Source organism: Enterococcus pallens ATCC BAA-351, assembly GCF_000407485.1.
GTDB classification, from domain to species: domain Bacteria; phylum Bacillota; class Bacilli; order Lactobacillales; family Enterococcaceae; genus Enterococcus_A; species Enterococcus_A pallens.
This window is the reverse complement of sequence record NZ_ASWD01000002.1, coordinates 53,199-74,711: the sequence shown is the minus strand read 5'-3', so window position 1 is coordinate 74,711 and position 21,513 is coordinate 53,199. Positions and strand designations below refer to the sequence as shown.

At 39.0% G+C, this 21,513-nt stretch carries 19 protein-coding genes; 16 read left to right on the top strand and 3 right to left on the bottom strand.

What is annotated here, in order from left to right; all coding sequences use genetic code 11:
• Nucleotides 1-48: 48 nt before the first annotated feature.
• The 4 genes from I588_RS07030 (at nt 49) to dhaM (ending at nt 2,996) form a co-directional block, all read left to right on the top strand.
• Nucleotides 49-858, top strand: coding sequence for an MBL fold metallo-hydrolase (locus tag I588_RS07030; RefSeq protein WP_010755744.1), 810 nt, complete (start codon nt 49-51; stop codon nt 856-858).
• A gap of 171 nt (nt 859-1,029) precedes the next feature.
• Nucleotides 1,030-2,013: a dihydroxyacetone kinase subunit DhaK gene (dhaK, locus tag I588_RS07025; RefSeq protein WP_010755745.1), complete on the top strand. Its 984-nt coding sequence runs from the start codon at nt 1,030-1,032 to the stop codon at nt 2,011-2,013.
• A gap of 43 nt (nt 2,014-2,056) precedes the next feature.
• On the top strand, nt 2,057-2,635 hold the full coding sequence (dhaL, locus tag I588_RS07020) for a dihydroxyacetone kinase subunit DhaL (RefSeq protein WP_010755746.1): 579 nt from the start codon (nt 2,057-2,059) through the stop codon (nt 2,633-2,635).
• A complete protein-coding gene (dhaM, locus tag I588_RS07015) occupies nt 2,628-2,996 on the top strand; it encodes a dihydroxyacetone kinase phosphoryl donor subunit DhaM (RefSeq protein WP_010755747.1) in 369 nt (122 codons plus the stop codon). The genes dhaL and dhaM overlap by 8 nt, the downstream gene beginning before the upstream one ends.
• Before the next feature lie 44 nt (nt 2,997-3,040).
• On the opposite strand, the gene I588_RS07010 is transcribed toward dhaM, so the two are convergent.
• Together I588_RS07010 and I588_RS07005 are read right to left on the bottom strand one after the other, a co-directional pair.
• Nucleotides 3,041-3,670: an NAD(P)-dependent oxidoreductase gene (locus I588_RS07010; RefSeq protein ID WP_010755748.1), complete on the bottom strand. Its 630-nt coding sequence runs from the start codon at nt 3,668-3,670 to the stop codon at nt 3,041-3,043.
• Between the two features lie 73 nt (nt 3,671-3,743).
• The gene (locus I588_RS07005) at nt 3,744-4,382 is read right to left on the bottom strand and encodes a CPBP family intramembrane glutamic endopeptidase (protein ID WP_010755749.1); all 639 of its coding nucleotides are present in this window, start codon (nt 4,380-4,382) and stop codon (nt 3,744-3,746) included.
• A gap of 201 nt (nt 4,383-4,583) precedes the next feature.
• Here I588_RS07005 and groES point away from each other — a divergent pair, with 201 nt between their 5' ends.
• The 12 genes from groES (at nt 4,584) to I588_RS06945 (ending at nt 21,110) form a co-directional block, all read left to right on the top strand.
• Nucleotides 4,584-4,868 carry a co-chaperone GroES gene (gene groES / locus I588_RS07000; RefSeq protein WP_010755750.1) on the top strand — a complete coding sequence of 95 codons (285 nt, stop codon included), beginning with the start codon at nt 4,584-4,586 and terminating at the stop codon, nt 4,866-4,868.
• Nucleotides 4,869-4,890: 22 nt separating this feature from the next.
• Complete coding sequence (gene groL / locus I588_RS06995) at nt 4,891-6,516, top strand: chaperonin GroEL (RefSeq protein ID WP_010755751.1); 1,626 nt, start codon at nt 4,891-4,893, stop codon at nt 6,514-6,516.
• Between the two features lie 474 nt (nt 6,517-6,990).
• The gene (locus I588_RS06990; RefSeq protein WP_010755752.1) at nt 6,991-7,929 is read left to right on the top strand and encodes an FAD:protein FMN transferase; all 939 of its coding nucleotides are present in this window, start codon (nt 6,991-6,993) and stop codon (nt 7,927-7,929) included.
• Nucleotides 7,930-7,987: 58 nt separating this feature from the next.
• Nucleotides 7,988-10,897, top strand: coding sequence for an NADH-dependent flavin oxidoreductase (locus tag I588_RS06985; RefSeq protein ID WP_010755753.1), 2,910 nt, complete (start codon nt 7,988-7,990; stop codon nt 10,895-10,897).
• Nucleotides 10,898-11,086: 189 nt separating this feature from the next.
• Nucleotides 11,087-11,440 carry a DUF1827 family protein gene (locus I588_RS06980; protein ID WP_034692392.1) on the top strand — a complete coding sequence of 118 codons (354 nt, stop codon included), beginning with the start codon at nt 11,087-11,089 and terminating at the stop codon, nt 11,438-11,440.
• Nucleotides 11,441-11,526: 86 nt separating this feature from the next.
• Entirely contained in the window at nt 11,527-13,023 is a 1,497-nt protein-coding gene (locus I588_RS06975; protein ID WP_010755755.1) for a nicotinate phosphoribosyltransferase, read from the top strand.
• The gene (nadE, locus tag I588_RS06970; RefSeq protein WP_010755756.1) at nt 12,998-13,825 is read left to right on the top strand and encodes an ammonia-dependent NAD(+) synthetase; all 828 of its coding nucleotides are present in this window, start codon (nt 12,998-13,000) and stop codon (nt 13,823-13,825) included. Before I588_RS06975 ends, nadE begins: the two co-directional genes overlap by 26 nt.
• Before the next feature lie 57 nt (nt 13,826-13,882).
• A complete protein-coding gene (locus I588_RS06965) occupies nt 13,883-15,037 on the top strand; it encodes an NAD(P)-dependent oxidoreductase (protein WP_010755757.1) in 1,155 nt (384 codons plus the stop codon).
• Between the two features lie 59 nt (nt 15,038-15,096).
• On the top strand, nt 15,097-16,929 hold the full coding sequence (locus I588_RS06960; protein ID WP_010755758.1) for an LTA synthase family protein: 1,833 nt from the start codon (nt 15,097-15,099) through the stop codon (nt 16,927-16,929).
• Between the two features lie 2 nt (nt 16,930-16,931).
• Nucleotides 16,932-17,696, top strand: a complete 765-nt coding sequence (locus I588_RS06955) for a tRNA 2-thiocytidine(32) synthetase TtcA (RefSeq protein ID WP_010755759.1) — start codon at nt 16,932-16,934, stop codon at nt 17,694-17,696.
• A 245-nt stretch (nt 17,697-17,941) separates the two neighbouring features.
• Entirely contained in the window at nt 17,942-20,614 is a 2,673-nt protein-coding gene (locus I588_RS06950; RefSeq protein ID WP_010755760.1) for a cation-translocating P-type ATPase, read from the top strand.
• A 76-nt stretch (nt 20,615-20,690) separates the two neighbouring features.
• Nucleotides 20,691-21,110 carry a hypothetical protein gene (locus I588_RS06945; protein ID WP_010755761.1) on the top strand — a complete coding sequence of 140 codons (420 nt, stop codon included), beginning with the start codon at nt 20,691-20,693 and terminating at the stop codon, nt 21,108-21,110.
• Between the two features lie 239 nt (nt 21,111-21,349).
• On the opposite strand, the gene I588_RS27565 is transcribed toward I588_RS06945, so the two are convergent.
• Nucleotides 21,350-21,511 (bottom strand): hypothetical protein, encoded by a 162-nt coding sequence (locus I588_RS27565; protein WP_010755762.1) that lies wholly within the window; start codon nt 21,509-21,511, stop codon nt 21,350-21,352.
• Between the last annotated feature and the right edge of the window lie 2 nt (nt 21,512-21,513).

Below are 21,513 nucleotides of genomic sequence, written 5' to 3'. Positions count from 1 at the left end.
AAGGGTTGTATACTAAGAGCAGTTTTACAAAAGAGAGGACAATCACTTATGTTGGAAATGAATCATGCCTTTCAGATCAGTGTTCTAGCCAGCGGAAGTACCGGCAACTCCTTATACTTAGAAAGTGCTGAAAAGAAAGTTTTAGTGGATGCTGGATTGAGCGGAAAGAAAATAACTTCATTACTGGCGGAAGTGAATCGTAAGCCAGAAGACTTAGACGCGATATTAGTCACTCATGAGCATCGTGATCACATTCATGGTGTTGGTGTTTTGGCTAGGAAATATAAATTACCTGTATATGCGAATGAAAAAACTTGGGAGGCAATGGCTCCTTTAATCGGAAATGTTGCTTTGGAGCAGCGGCAAATTTTTGAAATGGGTAAAGTGCTGACCTTTGGGGATATGGATATTGAAAGCTTTGGTGTATCTCATGATGCAGCAGCACCTCAGTTTTATCGTTTCTATAAAGATGGTCGTTCATTTGTTATGTTGACAGACACGGGGTATGCCAGCGATCATGTTCGTGGGACGATTAGAAATGCGGATGCCTATTTAGTAGAGAGCAATCATGATTTAGAAATGCTGCGCATGGGACCGTACCCGTGGAGCTTAAAGCAGCGAATCTTAGGTGATCGTGGTCATTTATCTAATGAAGATGGTGCTTTAGTAATGACGGATATTATTGGTGATAATACGAAACGAATCTATTTGGGTCATTTGAGTAAAGAGAACAATATGAAAGAATTAGCTCATATGACGATGGAGGAAACCTTGACTCGTTATGATTTAGGTGTAAATTACCAGTTTAATATTTATGATACCGATCCAGAATGTTCAACTGAATTATTTGCTATTTAATACAGAAGCCTGAAAAAGTGATACCCAATCATTTTTTCGGGCTTCTTTTTAGCTGTTGTAGCAAATTATTTTGTCTAGTAACAGAATTTTGTTTAATAAACTCTTGTAACTTCTCGTTTAAGGAGCTAAGTGATAAAATAAAAGAAGCAAAACAAAAAGGGAGGAATTACATTGAAGAAGATTATTAACCAACCAAAGGATGTTGTCGAAGAGATGGTAGCTGGATTAGTAAGCGCTTATCCTGACTACGTAAAGCAAATTCCAGAAACATTAGTTGTATCCCGAACAGATGATTTTGACCAAGTTGCTTTAGTCAGTGGAGGAGGAAGCGGGCACGAGCCTTCTCACGCTGGATTTGTTGGAGATGGAATGTTAAGTGCAGCAGTTTGCGGGCAGGTCTTTACTTCACCAACGCCTGATCAGGTTTTTGAAGCAATCAAAGCTTCAGATAAAGGCAAAGGAACCTTAATGATCGTAAAAAATTATTCCGGTGATGTGATGAATTTTGATATGGCTAAGGACTTGGCTGAAATTGAAGACATTGAAGTGGCTTCAGTCTTAGTAGATGATGATATTGCAGTAGAAGATAGTACGTACACCCAAGGCAGACGAGGTGTTGCTGGAACAGTTTTAGTCCACAAAATTTTAGGAGCGTTGGCACGAGAAGGAAAAAATCTTAATGAGCTCACTGAGTACGGGAAAGAGTTGGTTTCCGATATTAAAACAATTGGAATCGCTTTATCAGGAGCTACCGTACCAGAAGTCGGAAAACCTGGCTTTACTTTAGCAGAGGATGAAATGGAATATGGAGTGGGGATCCATGGAGAACCCGGGTATCGTCGCGAAAAAATCAAGACCTCTCGTGAAATGGCTGAAGAAATCGTGAGTAAGTTGAAAGCTGAGTTTGACTGGCAATCAGGTGAAAGCTATGGACTGTTTGTTAACGGTATGGGGGCTACACCGTTGATGGAGCTATTCATTTATTTTAACGATGTCAAAAACTTATTGGAAGCTGATGGAATCACAGTAGATTTTTCTAAGGTTGGCAACTATATGACTTCTTTAGATATGGCTGGAGCTTCAGTAACGATGATCAAATTGACTGACGATCGTTTGCGCTGTTTAAACGAGCCTGTGCATACCATCGCTTGGTAAAATTATTCGATCCAAGCAAAAAAAGGAAAAGTAGGAGGAAGCCATGTTTACACCTGATAATTTAAGAACTGCTTTGCAACTGTTTAATGAAAAAATTCAAGCTAAGAAGGATTACTTGAGCGAATTAGATACACCTATTGGAGACGGCGACCATGGAAATAATATGGGGCGTGGATTAGAGGCTGTTATGGCTGCTAATCTAGATGGAGATTTACCTGCAATCTTTAAAGCTTCCGCAATGGCACTCATTGGTAAGGTAGGAGGAGCTTCCGGACCTTTGTATGGGACAGCTATGATGGAAATGATGAAGGCCAGCAAAGATTCAGATGATCCTGTTACATTGCTGACAGCTGCAGCAGCTGGAATTGCCAAGCGTGGAAATTCAGCATTAGGCGAAAAAACAATGCTGGATGTATGGTTTCCGGCTATTGATTTGCTAAAAGCAGGTGAACTGACAGAGGCTGCACTGCAAGAGCTCGCTGGAAAAACGAAAGACTTAAAAGCTACTAAAGGTCGAGCATCTTATGTAGGAGAGCGTTCAATTGGCCATATCGATCCTGGAGCGATGTCTTCGGTCTATCTTTTTGAGTCGTTTTTAGAGGCAGGTGTATTTGATGACTAAAGGTATTTTGCTGGTATCTCATACAACTGAAATTCCGGAAGGGTTAAAACGCTTGATCAGTGAAGTGGCAAAAGGAGTCTCTATTACTACGGCGGGCGGTCTCGAGGATGGCTCTACAGGTACTTCAATGGAAAAGATTCTTCAGGCTATTGAAGAGAATGAAAGTAATGAACTGTTTGCCTTTTATGATTTAGGCAGTGCAAAGATGAATTTGGAAATGGCAATAGAAATGACTGAAAAAAAAGTGGAGCTTTTTGATACTGCTTTCGTAGAAGGTGCTTATACAGCAAGCGCACTTTTAGCAGCTGAAGCAGATGAAGAGGAAATTAAGGCACAATTGCAAAAATTAATCATTAAGTGAGTGAAAGGGATCGAACAAGTTATATGTTCGATCCCTTTACTGGTTTACAAGCTTACGACACTAAAATGTTGATTGGCATGTTGGTTATTTAAGGCTTCATCAACTATAGCAATTGCATAATCAGCCATGCTGATTTCGCTCTGACCATCATTATTTTTCTTTAACCGATTATCACTCAATTGATAGTAGCCAGTTCGTGGACCGTTTGGAACGAAATTAGCAGCAGGACTTAAGTAGCCCCAGTACAAATTTTTCGACTTAGGTAGTTCCAAAAAGGCTTGGTACATGTTATAAGCAGTTGGATAATAAGGTGCTTTAGGATCAGAAACGTCAATCATTCGTTTCGTTTTTTCATCATCTAAATATAGAGAAGAAGCTCCCCCGACAACCAATAGGCGAGTCTTTGTTCCTGACAAGATATCTATAAGATGCTGTAAGGAACTTTGATGCATTTCTTCCTTGCCAAGGGGCGGACGAAAAGCATCAATGACTACATCAAATTTAGACAAATCTTCTTGTGTCAAATCATATAAATCCTTTTTCAAGTAAGGGACATCAACCACTAATTTCTCTGGTTTGCGAACAATTGCTGTTACATCGATTTGCCGTTCTAAGGCCTCATTCAAAATCAACGAACCAGCATGACCTGTGGCACCAATAATAGCTAATTTCATAAAAAATTCCTCCTCACTAAATCTAGTGTAGGAGGAATTTTGCGAAAAGGTAAAGATTAAGTTTTTTATGGAACTAACTTATTGCCAATTGAGCTATTATAACAATCAGGTTCATCCCCACATGAGTAATCATAGATGTCCAGATTTTTCCAGTGTATTGGTATAACCAGCAAAAGAAAAATCCTAAGCCACCGTATAACAAGTAATGACCATCCTGATGAGCTAAGGCAAACAAAAGGGAACTAATTATTGCAGGTAAAAGAAAGCCAAACCGTTCATTAAGACTACCAAAAATGGCCCGACGAAAAACCATTTCTTCCATAATAGGACCTGCTACAGTAGTAGCAATAATAAATACCGAATTTTCTTGCATTAGCTGAACAATGTTCTGAGTATTCTGAGAGGCTGCTGGTTGGTTAGTTAAACGAGTTTCAATTTGCAGCAAAACCATTTGCAGCACTAAGGAAATTAGAATACTTGCTAAGCCCAGAAGAATAGAGGAAATTCCGCTTCGATTCGTTCTTTCAATAGTTAAAGGCTGACTCTTTTTCCAGTAAAGCAAGAGTAATAGAGCCCCTGCTATATAAGAAACTGTTGAAATTTGGATTAACTGCTGTACGTTTGCACCGATAAACGGTGCAAAAATGACTGGCGAAAACAGAACAAGACCATAAGTAAATATTGTAAGAAAAAGATACCGTTTAGTAGACATTGTCTTTCCTTTCTAAGTAACAGATTTGTTAGCCATTATAGCATACATAATGAAAAAGACTGCTTTAGAAAATTTGTAAAAAAAAGACAGTATGACTTGCAAAAGACATAAAAAATGGGTATGATAATAACTGTGAGTTAGCACTCTTAACTCGAGAGTGCTAACGACTTTAACATCATTACTATTTTGGAGGGATTTATCGTGTTAAAACCATTAGGTGATCGCGTCATTCTTGAAGTCGCTCAAGAAGAAGAAAAAACAGTAGGCGGCATTGTTTTAGCCTCTGCTGCCAAAGAAAAGCCACAAACAGCAAAAGTTGTTGCAGTGGGTGAAGGCAACGTGTTAGATAACGGTGAAAAAAGTCCAATGCCCGTAGCGGTTGGCGACACAGTAATGTTTGAAAAATATGCTGGTACAGAAGTAAAATATGACGGAACAGAATATTTGATTCTTTCTGCCAAAGATATTATGGCTATTGTAGAATAAAAAAGATTGAGGTGGAGAAACAATGACAAAAGAAATTAAATTTTCAGAAGATGCACGCGCAGCTATGCTTCGCGGGGTTGATAAATTAGCAGATACAGTAAAAGTAACTTTAGGGCCAAAAGGTCGTAACGTTGTATTGGAAAAATCATATGGTTCACCATTGATTACTAACGATGGGGTAACAATTGCTAAAGACATCGAACTAGAAGATCATTTTGAAAACATGGGAGCAAAATTAGTTTCAGAGGTTGCTTCTAAAACAAATGACATTGCTGGTGACGGTACAACTACCGCAACAGTGCTAACACAAGCAATTGTTCGTGAAGGCTTGAAAAATGTTACCGCTGGTGCGAATCCAATGGGCATTCGCCGCGGGATTGAATTAGCAACTAAAACAGCTGTTGAAGAACTACACAGCATTTCTAAAGAAGTAGACTCTAAAGATGCGATTGCACAAGTAGCAGCTGTTTCTTCAGGTAGTGAAGAAGTCGGCAAATTGATTGCAGAAGCAATGGAAAAAGTTGGTAATGACGGTGTTATCACTATTGAAGAATCTAAAGGGATCGATACTGAACTAGATGTTGTCGAAGGTATGCAATTTGACCGTGGTTACTTGTCACAATACATGGTAACTGATAATGACAAAATGGAAGCAGCTTTAGAAAATCCATATATCTTAATCACTGACAAGAAAATCTCTAATATTCAAGATATCTTGCCATTGTTAGAACAAGTATTGCAACAATCACGTTCATTGCTGATTATTGCTGACGATGTTGACGGTGAAGCTCTACCTACTTTGGTATTGAACAAAATCCGTGGAACATTTAACGTTGTGGCAGTTAAAGCTCCTGGCTTTGGCGACCGTCGTAAAGCAATGCTAGAAGATATTGCTATCTTAACTGGTGCTACTGTTATTACAGAAGACCTTGGTTTAGAATTGAAAGACGCAACTGTTGAAAACTTAGGTTCTGCTGGTAAAGTGGTCGTTGATAAAGATAACACAACAATCGTTGAAGGTGCTGGCAACAAAGAACAATTGCAAGAACGTGTAGAATTAATTAAACGTCAAATCGATGAAACAACTTCTGATTTCGACCGTGAAAAACTACAAGAACGTTTGGCTAAATTAGCTGGCGGGGTAGCAGTTGTTAAAGTTGGTGCTGCTACTGAAACGGAATTAAAAGAACTGAAATTGCGTATTGAAGATGCATTGAACTCTACGCGTGCAGCAGTTGAAGAAGGAATCGTTTCAGGTGGTGGAACTGCGCTAGTAAACGTAATTAAGAAAGTTTCTGAATTAGAGGCTGAAGGCGATGCAGCTACTGGTATCAATATCGTGGTTCGCGCTTTAGAAGAACCAGTTCGTCAAATTGCTGAGAACGCTGGCTACGAAGGTTCAGTTGTTATCGACAAATTGAAAAACGCAGAACAAGGCGTTGGCTTCAATGCAGCGACTGGTGAGTGGGTAAACATGATCGAAACAGGGATCGTTGACCCTACTAAAGTAACTCGCTCAGCTTTGCAAAATGCAGCTTCTGTATCTGCTTTGCTGTTAACAACAGAAGCAGTTGTGGCTGACAAACCTGCTGAAGGCGGTGCAGCTGCACCTGCAATGGATCCATCAATGATGGGCGGTATGATGTAAGAACTTTAAAGGAACCTTGCTGAATCAAGCAAGGTTCTTTTTTTAACGAAAATTCAGCTAAAGTGTTTTAGTAAAAATGACGTTAGCAACAAAGGATAAAAATTACTTAAGGAATTCGCTTGTATTTAGAAAAATCAATTTCTTTTTTGCCTCTTTACTTATATACTTATTTTAAGAAAGCTGTAAGCGCTAACCTTAAAAACTGATTTATAGATGATTTTTATAGATATAATCCAAATAAAGTATTAGATTTTATAGTTTCTCTCTCTTACAATAGTCATGGAACAGTATGGGCTTTTTTTGTACCAAATGAATATCAATGTAGGTTGCAGTTGTTGTCGAAGGACAGAGATCAATTGCAAAGATACATAAGTGAAGTATTTATTGAAAAAATGCAACATTTAAAGGTTGTCGTTTTATTTTTATCATACAATGCTCACATGATAACAAGCTTTTGATAGAGGAGGCCATTTTTTGTCATTGGAAACCCGTATATTGGAAATGATGGGTACAGTTATTACCTTATCTATTGATACTTCCGACTCCCCACGGCTCTTAGATCAGGCCCAAAAAATGTTAGAAGATTTTCAGCAACGTTTTAGTGCAAATCAACAGGATTCAGAGTTAATGAATGTTAATGCACAAGCAGGTATAAAAGCAGTCCAAGTTTCGGCGGATTTATTTAGTCTAATCCAAAAAGGCCGAGATATGGGAATCTCTTCACATTCAAAGCTTAATATCGCCATTGGACCTTTGATCAAGCTCTGGCGAATCGGTTTTGCAGATGCTCGTGTTCCAACAAAGCATGAGATTGAAGAACGATTGTCACTTATCAACCTAGAAGACATCGAGCTAGATGCAGAAAAGCAAACGGTGTTTTTAAAGAAAAAAGGTATGGAGATCGATTTAGGCGCTTTAGCAAAAGGATACTTTGCTGATCAGCTTAAGGATTTTTTTCAAGCAAATGGTGTTCAATCAGGAATTATTGACTTAGGCGGTAATGTTTTGACTATCGGAGAATCTGCGAAAAATCCGGAAGGAGTTTGGCAGATTGGTATTCAAAATCCGCTGAAGGAACGAGGTAATCTCGTGGCAGTCATTGAGAGTAAAGATCAATCGGTAGTAACATCAGGAATTTATGAGCGAGTATTGAAAACAGGGGAAAAAAAATATCACCATATTTTTGATTCCATTACTGGATATCCGGTAGAAAATGATATCGCAAGTTTGACGATTGTATCAGATCAATCCTTAGATGGCGAATTTTGGACAACGATATTGTTTCATGAATCGCCGTACAAAGTACTTAACTGGCTGAACCAAATGCCCCAAATAGAAGGAATAGTTATTAGCCGGACAAATGAACTGTTTGTTTCGGAAAAGCTGAAGCCTCATGTCGTTTTACTGGAATAAAATTTTTACCTATTTGGAAAAATTAAATTTATAGATTTATATAGGAGGAGAAACAATAATGGCAAGAAGTTTATTTGATGCAGTCACTCTAAATTCAGGGGCTACATTCAAGAATCGTTTATTCATGTCACCGATGACTACCCAATCAGCATTTTACGATGGTGAGGTCACACAACAAATTATTGATTACTACAAATTCCGTTCAGGCGATGCAGCTGCGATTATCGTAGAGAGCTGTTTTGTTGAAGATAAAGGCCGTGGCTTCCCAGGAGCAGTAGGTGTAGATACTGATAAGAAAGTTGCTGGACTATCTGAATTGGCATCAGCAATTAAGGATAAAGGTTCGCAAGCCATCATGCAGATTTATCATGCAGGACGGATGGCTTGGCCAGAATTAAACGGGGGGGCAGTCCCGATTTCAGCAAGTCCGGTAGCAGCTTTGCGACCAGGTGCTCCAGTTCCTAGAGAAATGACCGAGGAACAGATTGAAGAGATGATTACGCTATTTGGAGATGCGACACGGCGTGCTATTGAAGCTGGTTTTGATGGAGTGGAGATTCACGGAGCTAATACATTCCTACTACAGCAATTTTTCTCACCTCACTCTAATCGACGACAAGATAAGTGGGGAGGAAGTCGTGAGAAACGTGCCCTTTTCCCAATGGAAGTCATGAAAGAAGTTCAACGAGTTATAAAGGAACAAGGAGCTGAAAACTTCGTTGTAGGTTACCGCTTTTCTCCAGAAGAGTTAGAAGAACCAGGAATTCGTTTTGAAGATACTATGTATTTGTTGAATACATTAGCTACCTTAAAACCTGATTATTTCCACTTCTCAATGGGAGCTTATACTCGTCCATCGATTGTTGAATCAAATGATCCAGAACCATTAATTACGAAGTATCTTGCTCAGCGTTCACCTGAACTGGCAAATATTCCAATCATGGGTGTAGGAGCAATCCTGCAACGTGAAAATGCAGATGATGCATTACAACTAGGTTATGATTTATTAGCTGTTGGTAAAGGATTCTTAGTAGAGCCTAATTGGGTACAAATGATTAAAGATGGTCAACCTATTCCTGAATATGCTCACATTGCGAAGCAAAAGGAATTATTAATCCCAACACCATTGTGGGACTTCATGGATTCTATGGTTATGGTTAAAGACCCAGAAGAAGAAAAACGTAAATACGAACGCTTGAAAGAGCTGCAAAAAATGAAGCTGGAGTTCAAGCCAGGCACTTATACAGTTGCGGCTAAAGGACATAACAGTGAAATCGAAATGAAAGTCACCTTCTCAGCCGAGCGAATTGAAAGCATCGAAATTGATTCCGGTGAAGAATCAGAAGGCTTATCAGATCAAGTATTCGAACGACTGCCACAGCAAATTATTGATGGACAAACCTTGAATGTTGATGTCATCTCTGGTGCTTCCGCTTCGAGTCAAGGGGTTATCGACGGAATTGCCGAAGCAGTTGAATTAGCTGGAGCAAGCTCAGAGGTCCTACTAGCAAGACCAAAACCAACCATTCAGTGGTCGAAAGAAGTTGTTGAAGAAACAGCTGATGTAGTTATTGTAGGTTCTGGAGCAGCGGGTATCTCTGCTGCACTGCGAGCTGATCAATTAGGTTTACAAGTAATTCTATTGGAAAAAATGAGTTTTGTCGGTGGTGCTATTTCAATCAGCGGCGGGAACCAAGTAGTAATGGGTTCTAAGCTGCAGGCTGAAGCAGGCGTTACGGATGACACAGCAGAGTTAATGGTGGAAGACTTCCTAAAAAATGGAAGTGGAAAAAATGTTCCTGAACTATTGAATTTATTAGCTCAAAACGTCGGAGAAGCGACTGATTGGGTTCATGAATATATGGGCGTAGATTACGATATGGCAGGCGGCTTGCATGTGTTAGCTGAATACCGTAAAAATCGTGAGCTTGCTTATGAAGATGGGGGACATGGTTTTGCGGCAAGTGCTCGTAAAGCATTAGAGAATAGCAATGTAACAATTTATCTACAAACAAAAGCAGAAGAATTAATTGCTGATGAAGCTGGGAAAATTGTAGGCATCAAAGCGGTTGAGGAAACCGGTAAAACTCACAATATTACTGCTCAAGCAGTTATTCTAACAACTGGCGGCTATGGTAACAATCCTAATCTATTAAGTAAAGAATTGAACAAGGTCTTGTTCTATGGAACAAAATCATCTACCGGTGATGGCTTGTTGATGGCGACTGCACCAGGAATTGATGCAGATACTCGTTTAATGGAACATGGAAAGATTTATCCAAACGGTGTTGAAGTATCTAAAGGCTACGCAAAATCAACTATCGGTGGCAATATCGCTGTATTGAAAGAAAATGGTTTATTAGTAAATATTGATGGTAAACGTGTAGTCAATGAGCGTGCCAGCAATAAAGAAATACTAGAAAAATTATTGGAACAAAATCCACAAATGCTTTACATTCTGTTGGATCAAGAGCACTTTGAAAAATTTGCTGATGCTGTTGCTGAAGGTGGAATTGCGCATGAAGATTTAGAGCGCTGGATTTCTAATAATGGGATGGGCACACCAAAAGCGTTCCGTGCGGAATCCTTAACCGAGCTTGCAGCTAAAGCAGGCATGCCTGGAAATAGTTTGGCAGAAACAGTAGCTCTTTACAATGAATACGTAGAAAAAGGTGAGGATGAGGAGTTTGGACGTCAACCAGAATTCCTGCAAAAACCTGTAGGTGAGGGTCCTTACTACCTAATTGAGCAAAAACCTCGTTTTGCAACCACAATGGGTGGACTTGTAGCGAACGATCAGCTGGAAGTGTTAAACAAATCTGGTGAAGCTATTCAAGGTCTATACGCTGCTGGTGAAGTAGTCGGTGGTGTTATGGGAACTGATTCACCATCAGGAGCAAATAATGCTTGGGCATTAACTTCAGGAAAATTAGCAGCTGAGAGTGCAAGTAAAACTACAGCCAAATAAACAAACTCAGAAGCCATAGACCTTTTTGTCCTTGGCTTCTGTTTTTCTGATTTAACAATGGATAGCAAGGCTTTGTAGGATGTTAGAAAAACTTATGCTTTTTTTTAAGGAATTTTTGCGATTAACGGGACTCGCTGATTAATATGTTCACATCCTTGTGATACAATAGCAAAAAAAGGAGTGTGAATGATGAAATTAATCGAGACCCCAATTACCAGTAATGTTAATCTTGAAGCAATGTATCCAGAATTATCTAAGCTGACGTTTGCTAATCAGCAGGCAGTCAAACTATATAAACTGTACGCTTACGATCGTACAAAGATTATCTATTTGGATCGCTTTGATACTATTTCTTTGCTGCTGTTGAATCGTCAGCGAAAAATAAAGCATGACGAGGTGGATACGATCATCCATCGCATTCTAAAGGTTGATCGCAAAGAGGTTACCGTTAATGTAGGCTATAAAAAACAGATCATGGAAATGGGTATACGCCCCCGTCATAACTATAAGGATATTATTTTAATTGAATACAATGTGAAATAGAATTTGTGATAAAAGAGGAAAAGCCGTACGCTTTTCCTTTTTTTTGATATAATAGAACCATTGAAATTACTAAAAGGAGCATGATTATGGAAAAGCTATACGAGGATGACAGTTTAACGCTGCATACAGATTTGTATCAAATCAATATGATGAAAACATATTGGGAAACCGGAAGGGCAGATTTGCATGCAGTTTTTGAGTGCTACTTTCGCACAATGCCTTTTGAAAATGGGTATGTCATCTTTGCGGGACTAGAACGTTTAGTAAAATATTTGGAAGAATTAACCTTTAGTGAAAGTGATCTGGCCTATTTGGCAGAAGTCGAAAACTATCCACTAGAATTTATTGAATACTTACGCAACTTCAAATTTGCTTGTACTGTCCGTTCAGCAGTAGAGGGAGAATTGGTATTTAACAACGAGCCGATCATTCAAGTGGAAGGACCGTTGCTTCATTGTCAATTAGTGGAAACAGCATTACTAAATATCGTCAATTTCCAAACATTGATTGCTACTAAAGCTGCTAGAATAAAATCAGTCATTGGTGATGATCCCCTGTTGGAATTTGGAACCCGACGTGCCCAAGAATTGGATGCAGCTATTTGGGGAACTCGAGCAGCTTATATCGGGGGAGCAGATGCTACCAGCAACGTTCGAGCAGGTAAAATTTTTGGTATTCCGGATAGCGGCACTCATGCTCATTCTTTGGTTCAATCCTATGGTAATGACTACGAAGCTTTTCTGGCTTACGCACAAACCCATAAAGATTGTGTTTTCCTAGTGGATACTTATGATACGCTAAATTCTGGTGTTCCAAGTGCGATTCGAGTGGCCCGCGAAATGGGAGATAAAATCAATTTCTTGGGTGTACGAATTGACAGTGGAGACATGGCTTACATTTCTAAACGAGTTCGGCAGCAGTTGGATGAAGCAGGCTTCCCAAATGCTAAAATCTATGCTTCTAATGATTTAGACGAAAGTACGATTCAAAACTTAAAAATGCAGCATGCTAAAATTGATGTTTGGGGAGTAGGTACAAAACTAATCACTGCCTATGATCAACCGGCCTTGGGTGCAGTCTTTAAACTTGTATCGATTGAAGATGGCAATGGAAAGATGATTGATACGATCAAGCTGTCAAGCAATGCTGAGAAAGTAACGACTCCAGGTAAAAAACAAGTCTGGCGCATTACTCGTAATTCAGACGGGAAATCTGAGGGGGACTATGTAACCCTGTGGAATGAAGATCCTCGTGAAGTGGAAGAAATTTTCATGTTTCATCCAGTTTATACTTATATTAATAAAATTGTCCGCAATTTTACAGCTCGGCCTATATTACAGGATATTTTTGTGGCAGGTGAGTGTGTATATGAATTGCCGACAATTGAAGAAGTGAAGCAAACTGCCAAAGATAATTTGGATTCGCTATGGGAAGAATACAAGCGGGATTTAAACCCTCAGAAGTACCCAGTGGACTTGTCACAAGATTGCTGGGATCATAAGAATAGAATTATGGAAGAAGTACGAAAATCTGTAGCAAAAATGAAGGAGCGATACAATGACACTGCAAACGGAAATCATTAAAGAGCTGGGTGTTAAACCAACGATTGATCCAAAAGCTGAGATTTTACGCAGCATTACTTTTTTAAAGGACTATTTAAAGGCTCATACTTTCTTAAAAACATTTGTGTTGGGGATCAGCGGTGGACAGGACTCATCCTTAGCTGGACGCATAGCTCAATTAGCTATGGAAGAAATGCGAGAAGAGACGGGAAACGATCAGTATCAATTTATTGCTGTTCGCTTGCCTTATGGTGAACAATCTGATGAAGCAGATGCACAGCGTTCGCTTGCTTTTATTCAACCAGACGTAAGTTTGCGGGTAAATATTAAGCCAGCTGTAGATGCTCAGGTAGCAGCACTAGAAGAAGCTGGACTAACTGTCAGTGATTTCAATAAAGGAAACATTAAAGCAAGACAACGTATGATTACGCAATATGGTATCGCTGGTGAAAAAAGCGGTGCAGTAATTGGAACAGATCATGCTGCTGAAAACATTACCGGCTTCTTTACCAAGTTTGGGGATGGCGGTGCAGATATTCTTCCGTTGTTCCGTTTAAACAAACGACAAGGAAAGATGCTGCTAAAAGAATTAGGAGCTGAAGAAGCCATTTATTTGAAAGTACCAACAGCTGACTTAGAGGATGGCAAACCTTTAGTTGCTGATGAGGTTGCTCTAGGTGTAACGTATGATAATATTGATGATTATCTAGAGGGCAAAAAAATCAGTGAAAAAGCGCAGGAAACGATTGAAAACTGGTGGAATAAAACGGAGCACAAACGTCATTTGCCGATTACGGTCTTTGATGATTTTTGGAAACAATAACTTTGGGAAAACTGGAAGGATTTGCTTCCAGTTTCTTTTTTTAAAGAGGTGAAGAACATGTACAAGATTCAATTATTAGCGGATTTCGATGAAGAGCAGCTAACAACATTAGACAAAAAGCATTTTAAAGTTACAACTAAAGCTGGAGATGCTTTGATGATTCGCAGCGGTGAAGTTGAAGCGGAGACTTTAAATGATCAGCTATTAGCAATTGCTCGGGCAGGCGTGGGCATTAATACTATTGATGTAGCAGCAGCGACTCAAAATGGAACAATCGTTATGAACACACCTGGTCAGAATGCTAATGCAGTAAAGGAATTAGTCTTGGCTAGTCTGTTTCTGACAGCTCGCCCTATTTTCCAAGCTGCTGAGATGGTTGAACAGCTAAAAAGCAGTGACCTATTAACTATGGCTGAAGAAAAGCGTGCTGATTTTGTTGGCCAAGAATTACAGGGGAAAACGGTGGGGCTTTTAGGAATCGGAGCAATTGGTTCTTTAGTGGCAGAAAGCTGCTACGAATTAGGTATGGAAGTCTTAGGCTACGCTCGCAATGATCCAGAAAGTGACATTATGCGTTTTGCTTCTTTAGAGACCATTTTGACTGAAGCAGATTTCATTGTAGTGTTACTGCCTTTATCAGAGAACACTGAACAGCTGCTTTCTAAGCAAGAATTACAGCATATGAAATCAACAGCCTATCTTCTAAACTTTGGTCGGGGAGAAATTGTCGACAGCTCGGCTGTTTTGGAGGCCATTGAAAACGAACAATTGGCTGGCTATATTACCGATTTTCCCGAAAGCGAATTACAAGGTCACAAGAAGATTCTGCAGCTTCCTCATATTGGCGGAACGACAGAAGAAGCTCTCAGTGGGAGTGGGGCAGCGGCTGCCAAAGCTTTGAAAGCATTTTTGCTCCACGGCACGGTAAAAGATTCCGTGAACTTTCCTACAGCAAAGCTACCCTTTAGAGGAGAGTATCGCTTCACACTATTTTATGAGAATCAATCGAAGATGTGGCAAAAAATAATTGAGGCAATCTCAGAGGAATCACTTGAGATTGTAGACATGATCAGTAATCGTAAAGGAGATTTCATTTACGTAATTATTGATGTCGAGTCAGTTGAAGAGGTGAAATTGCAACAAACAGCCGAGAGATTGCAGCAGCTTGCTGGGATGAAGCGGGTACGTGTTTTAGCGCAGCCCCACAAATAATGTCATCTTTACTTTTAGTTGATTTCTCGCTAAAATAACCAATGATTGATTAGTAGGAGTTGACTAACATTAATAAATTACGCGAACATAAAAGAATAGTGAAAACAGCTGGAGGTATTTTAGGCATTCTTTTGCTGATAATTGTTTCCAATCTATTTTTACAATTAGCGCAAAATGATTTTTCTTTTGATTTAGCCTTCAAGTTTGCCTTTTCCTGGCATACAGAGAAATTTTTTCTGGGCTGCTTAGTATTACTGATTGTCTATTTATTTATCACAAGTATTATGGGCTCTTTTCTATTTGGCAGTTTGTTTTATACTTTTTTGATTATCGGCATTGGAATTGCAGATTATCTCAAAATGAAGTATCGGACAGAGCCGATCTATCCAGATGATTTAAAAATGATCAAGGAGTTTGGTATGATTCGTGATCTTGTTGGCTGGCCCCTATTTATTGGTTTTCTTTTACTGCTGATTGTTGGCATTGCGATTACTGGTTTCAGCATTTATAGAAGTCGAAAGCTGACTAAAAAACAGCAGATTACTCGTTTCGTTGTTTTAGCAATTAGCAGTTTGGGATTGCTCTATATCAGTCATTTTAATAGTCCCGACAATTTGCTTCGTAAGGCCTACAATAAAACAGCTCTATGGATTCCTTACAGTCAGGAAATGAATTATTATAATACTGGCTTTATGGGTGGTTTTTTATATAACCTAAGGGTAGAGCCGATGGATGAACCTGAAGGCTATTCTCAAGCAGCTGTCAAAAAGATCACAGAAAAATATACTTCGGAAGTCCCTAAAGATGAATCAGATGAAACACCAAATATTGTGTACATTATGAATGAAAGCTTTTCAGATCCAAGCCGTTTAAAAGGAATTCAAATCAATGGTGGAGACCCATTGGCTGACTATCGCGAAATTGCTGAATCTACCTACAGTGGCCAAATGCTTTCACAAAATTATGGTGGAGGAACAGCCAACATCGAATTTGAAGCTCTTACCAGCTTTTCGATGGAGTTGTTCAATCCACAAATGACCACACCGTATACGATGCTGGTACCTAAAATGGATCGATTGCCTTCATTAGTTTCCTTGTTGAAAGGACGGAATTATGACACAACAGCTATCCATCCGTATAATACGTCAATGTATAAACGAAAAGACGTATATGAGGTATTGGGGTTTGACCAGTTTTTAGATGAGGATACAATGAAGCATACAGAGACACAGGAAAACAATCCGTATATTTCTGATGCATCTGCTTATGAAGAAATTTGGGATCTATTAGCTAAAAACAATCCACAGTTTATCCATTTAGTTACTATGCAGACTCATATGCCTTACAACGGAAAATATACTAAGAATGATTTCCAAGCTTATGGAGACAATAACGCTTCGGTAAACAATTACCTGCAGGATATTTACTATGCTAGTGAATCATTGAAAGAATTCCTAAAGAAACTGGATACGTTAGATCAACGAACATTGGTTGTTTTTTGGGGTGATCACTTACCAGGAATTTACAGCGAGAAGATTCAAGTAGAAAATGCTGGACACACATTGCATGAAACAGAGTTTTTCTTATACGATAATCGCCATCAATTGAAGAAGCAGGATCAACAGAATGCTATAACCAGTCCTTTTTATTTTACGCCTGATTTGCTTAATCAAGCGGGTGTTCAAACTACGGGATTTCATCAGCTGTTGTTAACTCTACAGGAAGAGATTCCGGCTTTTGAAAAAGGAATGTATTACCAAAGTGGTCAATGGGGTGAAACAGCCCGACTAAATAAAAAGCAAGAAGATATCTATAAGGATTATCAGATGATTCAGTATGATATTACAGCAGGGAAGCAGTACAGTCTGCAGGAAAAATTTTTTGAGGAGTAATTATGAGTTTTAAGAAAAAAGATAATCAACACTATTACAATCCGATGCGCCGTGCTATCCTAAACCATCAAATGATTGAACCCGGTGATAAGGTTGCTGTAGGAATGAGTGGCGGTAAGGACAGTACCTCATTATTTTACTTATTGGATCAGATTCGTTGTCAAGGTCGTCTAGGCTTTGACTTCGAATTGATTCCAATATGCTTAGACATGGGATTTGAAGGCTGTGATATTTCTCCTTTGAAGGAGTTTGTAGCGAAATTGGGCTATCAGCTGGAGATCGTTCCTACCAATATTGCTAAAGTGGTCTTTGATATTCGTCAGGAACGTTCTCCGTGCTCCTTATGCGCCAAATTGCGTCGAGGTATTCTCTACAACCGTGCCAAAGAACTAGGCTGTCAAAAGGTTGCTTTGGGTCACCATTTGGATGATGCCATTGAAACTTATTTTATGAATTTTCTTTTCCATGGTCGCTTAAACAGCTTTGAACCAAAAAGCTATTTGACTAAAACGGGTGTAACCTTAATTCGACCATTAATTTATATTGAGGAAAAACAAATTATCCGCTTTGTAAAACGCGAAGAGCTGCCAGTGATATTCAATCCTTGTCCAGTAGATAAACAAACGAAACGGGAAGAAATGAAGCAGCTGGTTACAACTCTTGCTGAAGACTATCACGATATCCGTGAAAAGTTTATTATGGGGATGGAGCAGGGGACAGAACAAGATTTTTGGACAAAAAGTATGGATGAAAGCCTTTTATCTTAAAAGAATCACTTGGGACCGATTGAATTCTAGTATTTCCTCATGGTATAATTCTACTTGTATTATTCATGAGGGAGTAACTAGCAGCTGAAGCTGTGGCAACGCCACCAGCAAGAAAGAAATTTCTGGTGTTGTCTTAAATAGTGAGACTTATGTATGTTCTTTAAGCATACACAAGTCTATTTTTTTTCCTTTTTCTCAGGAAGTAGAGTAGACTTGGTGGTGCAGAATAACAAAGGAGGAAGAACATGTCAGAGGAGAAAAAGCAACAATTATCGCATCCTTTTTATGCTGAAGAGCCTGAAGCAGTTTTAGAAAAGATGCAATCATCACAGGAGGGTTTGTCTTCAAGTGAGGCTGAAAAAAGAATCAATGAATTTGGTCCCAATGAATTAGATGAGGGCGAAAAGAAAAGTATGATCGTTCGTTTCTTCGAACAGTTTAAAGATATGATGATCATCGTCTTGATTTTTGCCGCAGTTATTTCAGCCGTGGTCTCTCACGAAGTTGTGGATTCAATCATAATTTTAGCAGTTGTCATTATTAATGCAGTAATGGGTGTACTGCAAGAATCCAAAGCTGAACAAGCAATTGAAGCATTGCGTGAAATGTCCACTCCTAATGCCAATGTGCTGCGAGACAATCATATAAAATCAATCAAATCAACAGAACTAGTACCTGGTGATGTCGTGATGCTTGAAGCTGGTGATGTGGTTCCTGCTGATTTGCGTTTATTAGAAGCTGCTTCATTGAAAATTGAAGAAGCTGCTTTAACTGGTGAATCTGTGCCGGTGGAAAAAGAAATGATCGTTATTGATGAGCAGGATGTAGGTATTGGTGATCGAGTTAATATGGCCTTTTCTAATAGTAATGTCACCTATGGTCGCGGCCGTGGTGTAGTAGTTAATACCGGAATGAATACGGAAGTTGGTAAAATTGCTGGAATGCTTGCTCAGGCGGATGAAACTGAAACACCGCTGAAAAATAATTTGAATCAATTGGGTAAATTCTTGACGATTGCAATTATCGTGATTGCGGCAATTATGTTTGTAGTCGGTATTGCGATTAATGGAACTTCGTGGGATGAGATGTTCTTAACATCAATTTCATTAGCTGTAGCTGCTATTCCAGAAGGGTTGCCTGCAATTGTAACAATTATTTTGGCTTTAGGTACTCAAGTTATGGCCAAACGTAATTCGGTTATTCGTAAATTGCCAGCTGTTGAAACATTAGGTTCTACTGATATTATTGCTTCTGACAAAACGGGTACCTTAACTTTAAACCAAATGACGGTTGAAAAGCTCTATGTGAACAATCAGCAGATTGGTGCTAAAGAGGAAATTCCTAATAATTTAATGGCAGTCAAAGTCATGAACTTTGCCAACGATACCAAATTTAGTCAAGAAGGCGGATTGATTGGTGATCCAACCGAAACGGCTTTAGTACAATTTGGTTTGGACAAAGGCTTTGATGTTCGTCAGGAAGTACAAAAAGAGTCACGGGTAGCTGAATTACCTTTTGATTCAGATCGTAAACTGATGAGTACTATTCATGAACAAGCTGATGGTAAATATTTAGTTGCTGTCAAAGGTGCACCAGATGTATTACTGACGCGTACGAATAAAGTATTATTAGATGATACTATTGTTCCAATGACCGAAAAAGAAAAAAGTGATATTTTAGCTAACAATACCGATATGGCGCAACAAGCATTGCGAGTTCTAGGTATGGCGTACAAAATAGTCGATACTATTCCAACAGAAATGGAATCTGAAATTGTTGAGAATGATCTGATTTTTGCTGGACTGGTAGGAATGATTGATCCTGAGCGGGCAGAAGCAGCAGAGGCAGTACGTGTCGCTAAAGAAGCTGGTGTTCGTCCAATTATGATCACAGGCGACCATAAAGATACTGCTGAAGCAATTGCAGTTCGTTTAGGGATTGTTGAACAAGGTGACGATGATGCAGTCTTAACTGGCGCTCAGCTGAACGAAATGAGCGATGAAGAATTTGCACAAAAAGTTTCTGAGTACTCGGTTTATGCTCGGGTTTCCCCTGAACACAAAGTGCGGATCGTAAAAGCTTGGCAAAAAGAAGGCAAAGTTGTTGCCATGACTGGTGATGGCGTGAATGATGCGCCTGCCTTGAAGCAAGCAGATATTGGTATCGGAATGGGGATCACAGGGACTGAAGTATCCAAAGGAGCTTCTGACATGGTCTTAGCCGATGATAACTTTGCAACAATTGTTGTCGCTGTTGAAGAAGGCCGTAAAGTCTTCTCAAATATCCAAAAATCTGTGCAATATTTGTTAGCTGCTAACTTAGGTGAAGTATTGACATTGTTCTTAGCTACATTGTTTGGTTGGGATACTTTATTACCAATTCATTTATTGTGGATCAACTTAGTAACAGATACTTTCCCAGCGATTGCTTTGGGAATGGAACCTGCTGAAAAAGATTTAATGTCTCACAAACCGCGTGGCCGAAACTCTAACCTTTTCTCAGGCGGTGTATTTTCTAGTATTATCTATCAAGGTATTTTAGAAGGTGCTACGGTATTGTTTGTTTACTGGTCTGCAATTCAGTGGCCGGTTCACAGTACCTATGACGCAATCCATTCAGATGCCTTAACCATGGCTTTTGCTACCTTAGGCTTAATGCAACTGTTCCATGCCTTTAACGTAAAATCAGTGCATCAATCGATTTTCAAGGTTGGACCATTCCGCAACCGTACCTTTAACTGGGCAATCTTGCTATCCTTTGCTTTAATGATGGTGATCATTGTTGTTCCAGGACTAAACGATGTCTTCAGAGTAGCTCATCTTGATTTATATCAATGGGGCATTGTGTTAGGGGCATCCTTTGCGATTATTCCAATTGTAGAAATTGTGAAGTTCTTCCAACGCAAAGCACTGAATTAAGGTATAATAACTAATAGAAAAGCTGTCGCTTTTGCGGCAGCTTTTTTAAGAACGAATATGTAAGAGGAGAGATAGTATGCGTCCCAATGTAGGATTTTATGCACGTGAAATCAATGAAATCATAAAAAACACCGAAGAGATGGGGGAAAAACTTCATCCCAGCTATGAAAAAATCCGTAATGCCATTGACAAGAAAAAGGAACTTGATTCTAAGGAAATTTCTGAAATCCATGAATTATTTGCGGAAGGAACGGAGTTTTATCAATTGAATTTGAAAAAAATTCAATTATTAAAGCCGCCTGCTAAGGTAATGGGAAATCATAAAAAATTTGAAAAAGCCTATGTGGATTACGTAGCTGGCTGTAAAGAAATGACGGACAGTTTACTGCCAGAAGTCAATGTTAAAGCCTTTGATGCGGCTGAACAAAAACAGGATCTTGCAACTGATACGATCTATAAAACGATCCAAAAAATTACGAACCTTTTACTAAAATAAGAAAAAAGGCAAACAAAACAAACGTTTTCTAATTTTAATATAACGTGATTTTAAATACAGAAGAGGCTGTTTAGGGTATATTATATCCATAACCTAAACAACCTTTTCTTTTTATTACGTAAGTATTTTCTCCTTAAAATATTTACTCCTTTTTCCACCGATCCCCAGTCGGTGGTTTTTTTGTACCTTGAATAAAAAAGGCTGAGGAAATGATCAAGTATTTCCCCAGCACCTTTTCATTAGTTTTCTATATTGCGCACATAGTTTTCAAAGTAGTCATTCAAATCATTTTTAAGTTTTTGGTACTCTTCTTCTGTATATTCTTTGTCCTCAATTTTTCCGGTAAAGCGTGGAATTTTCAAGTCTTTACTAAGACGTTCCAGAACTTCTTCTTTATTCATTA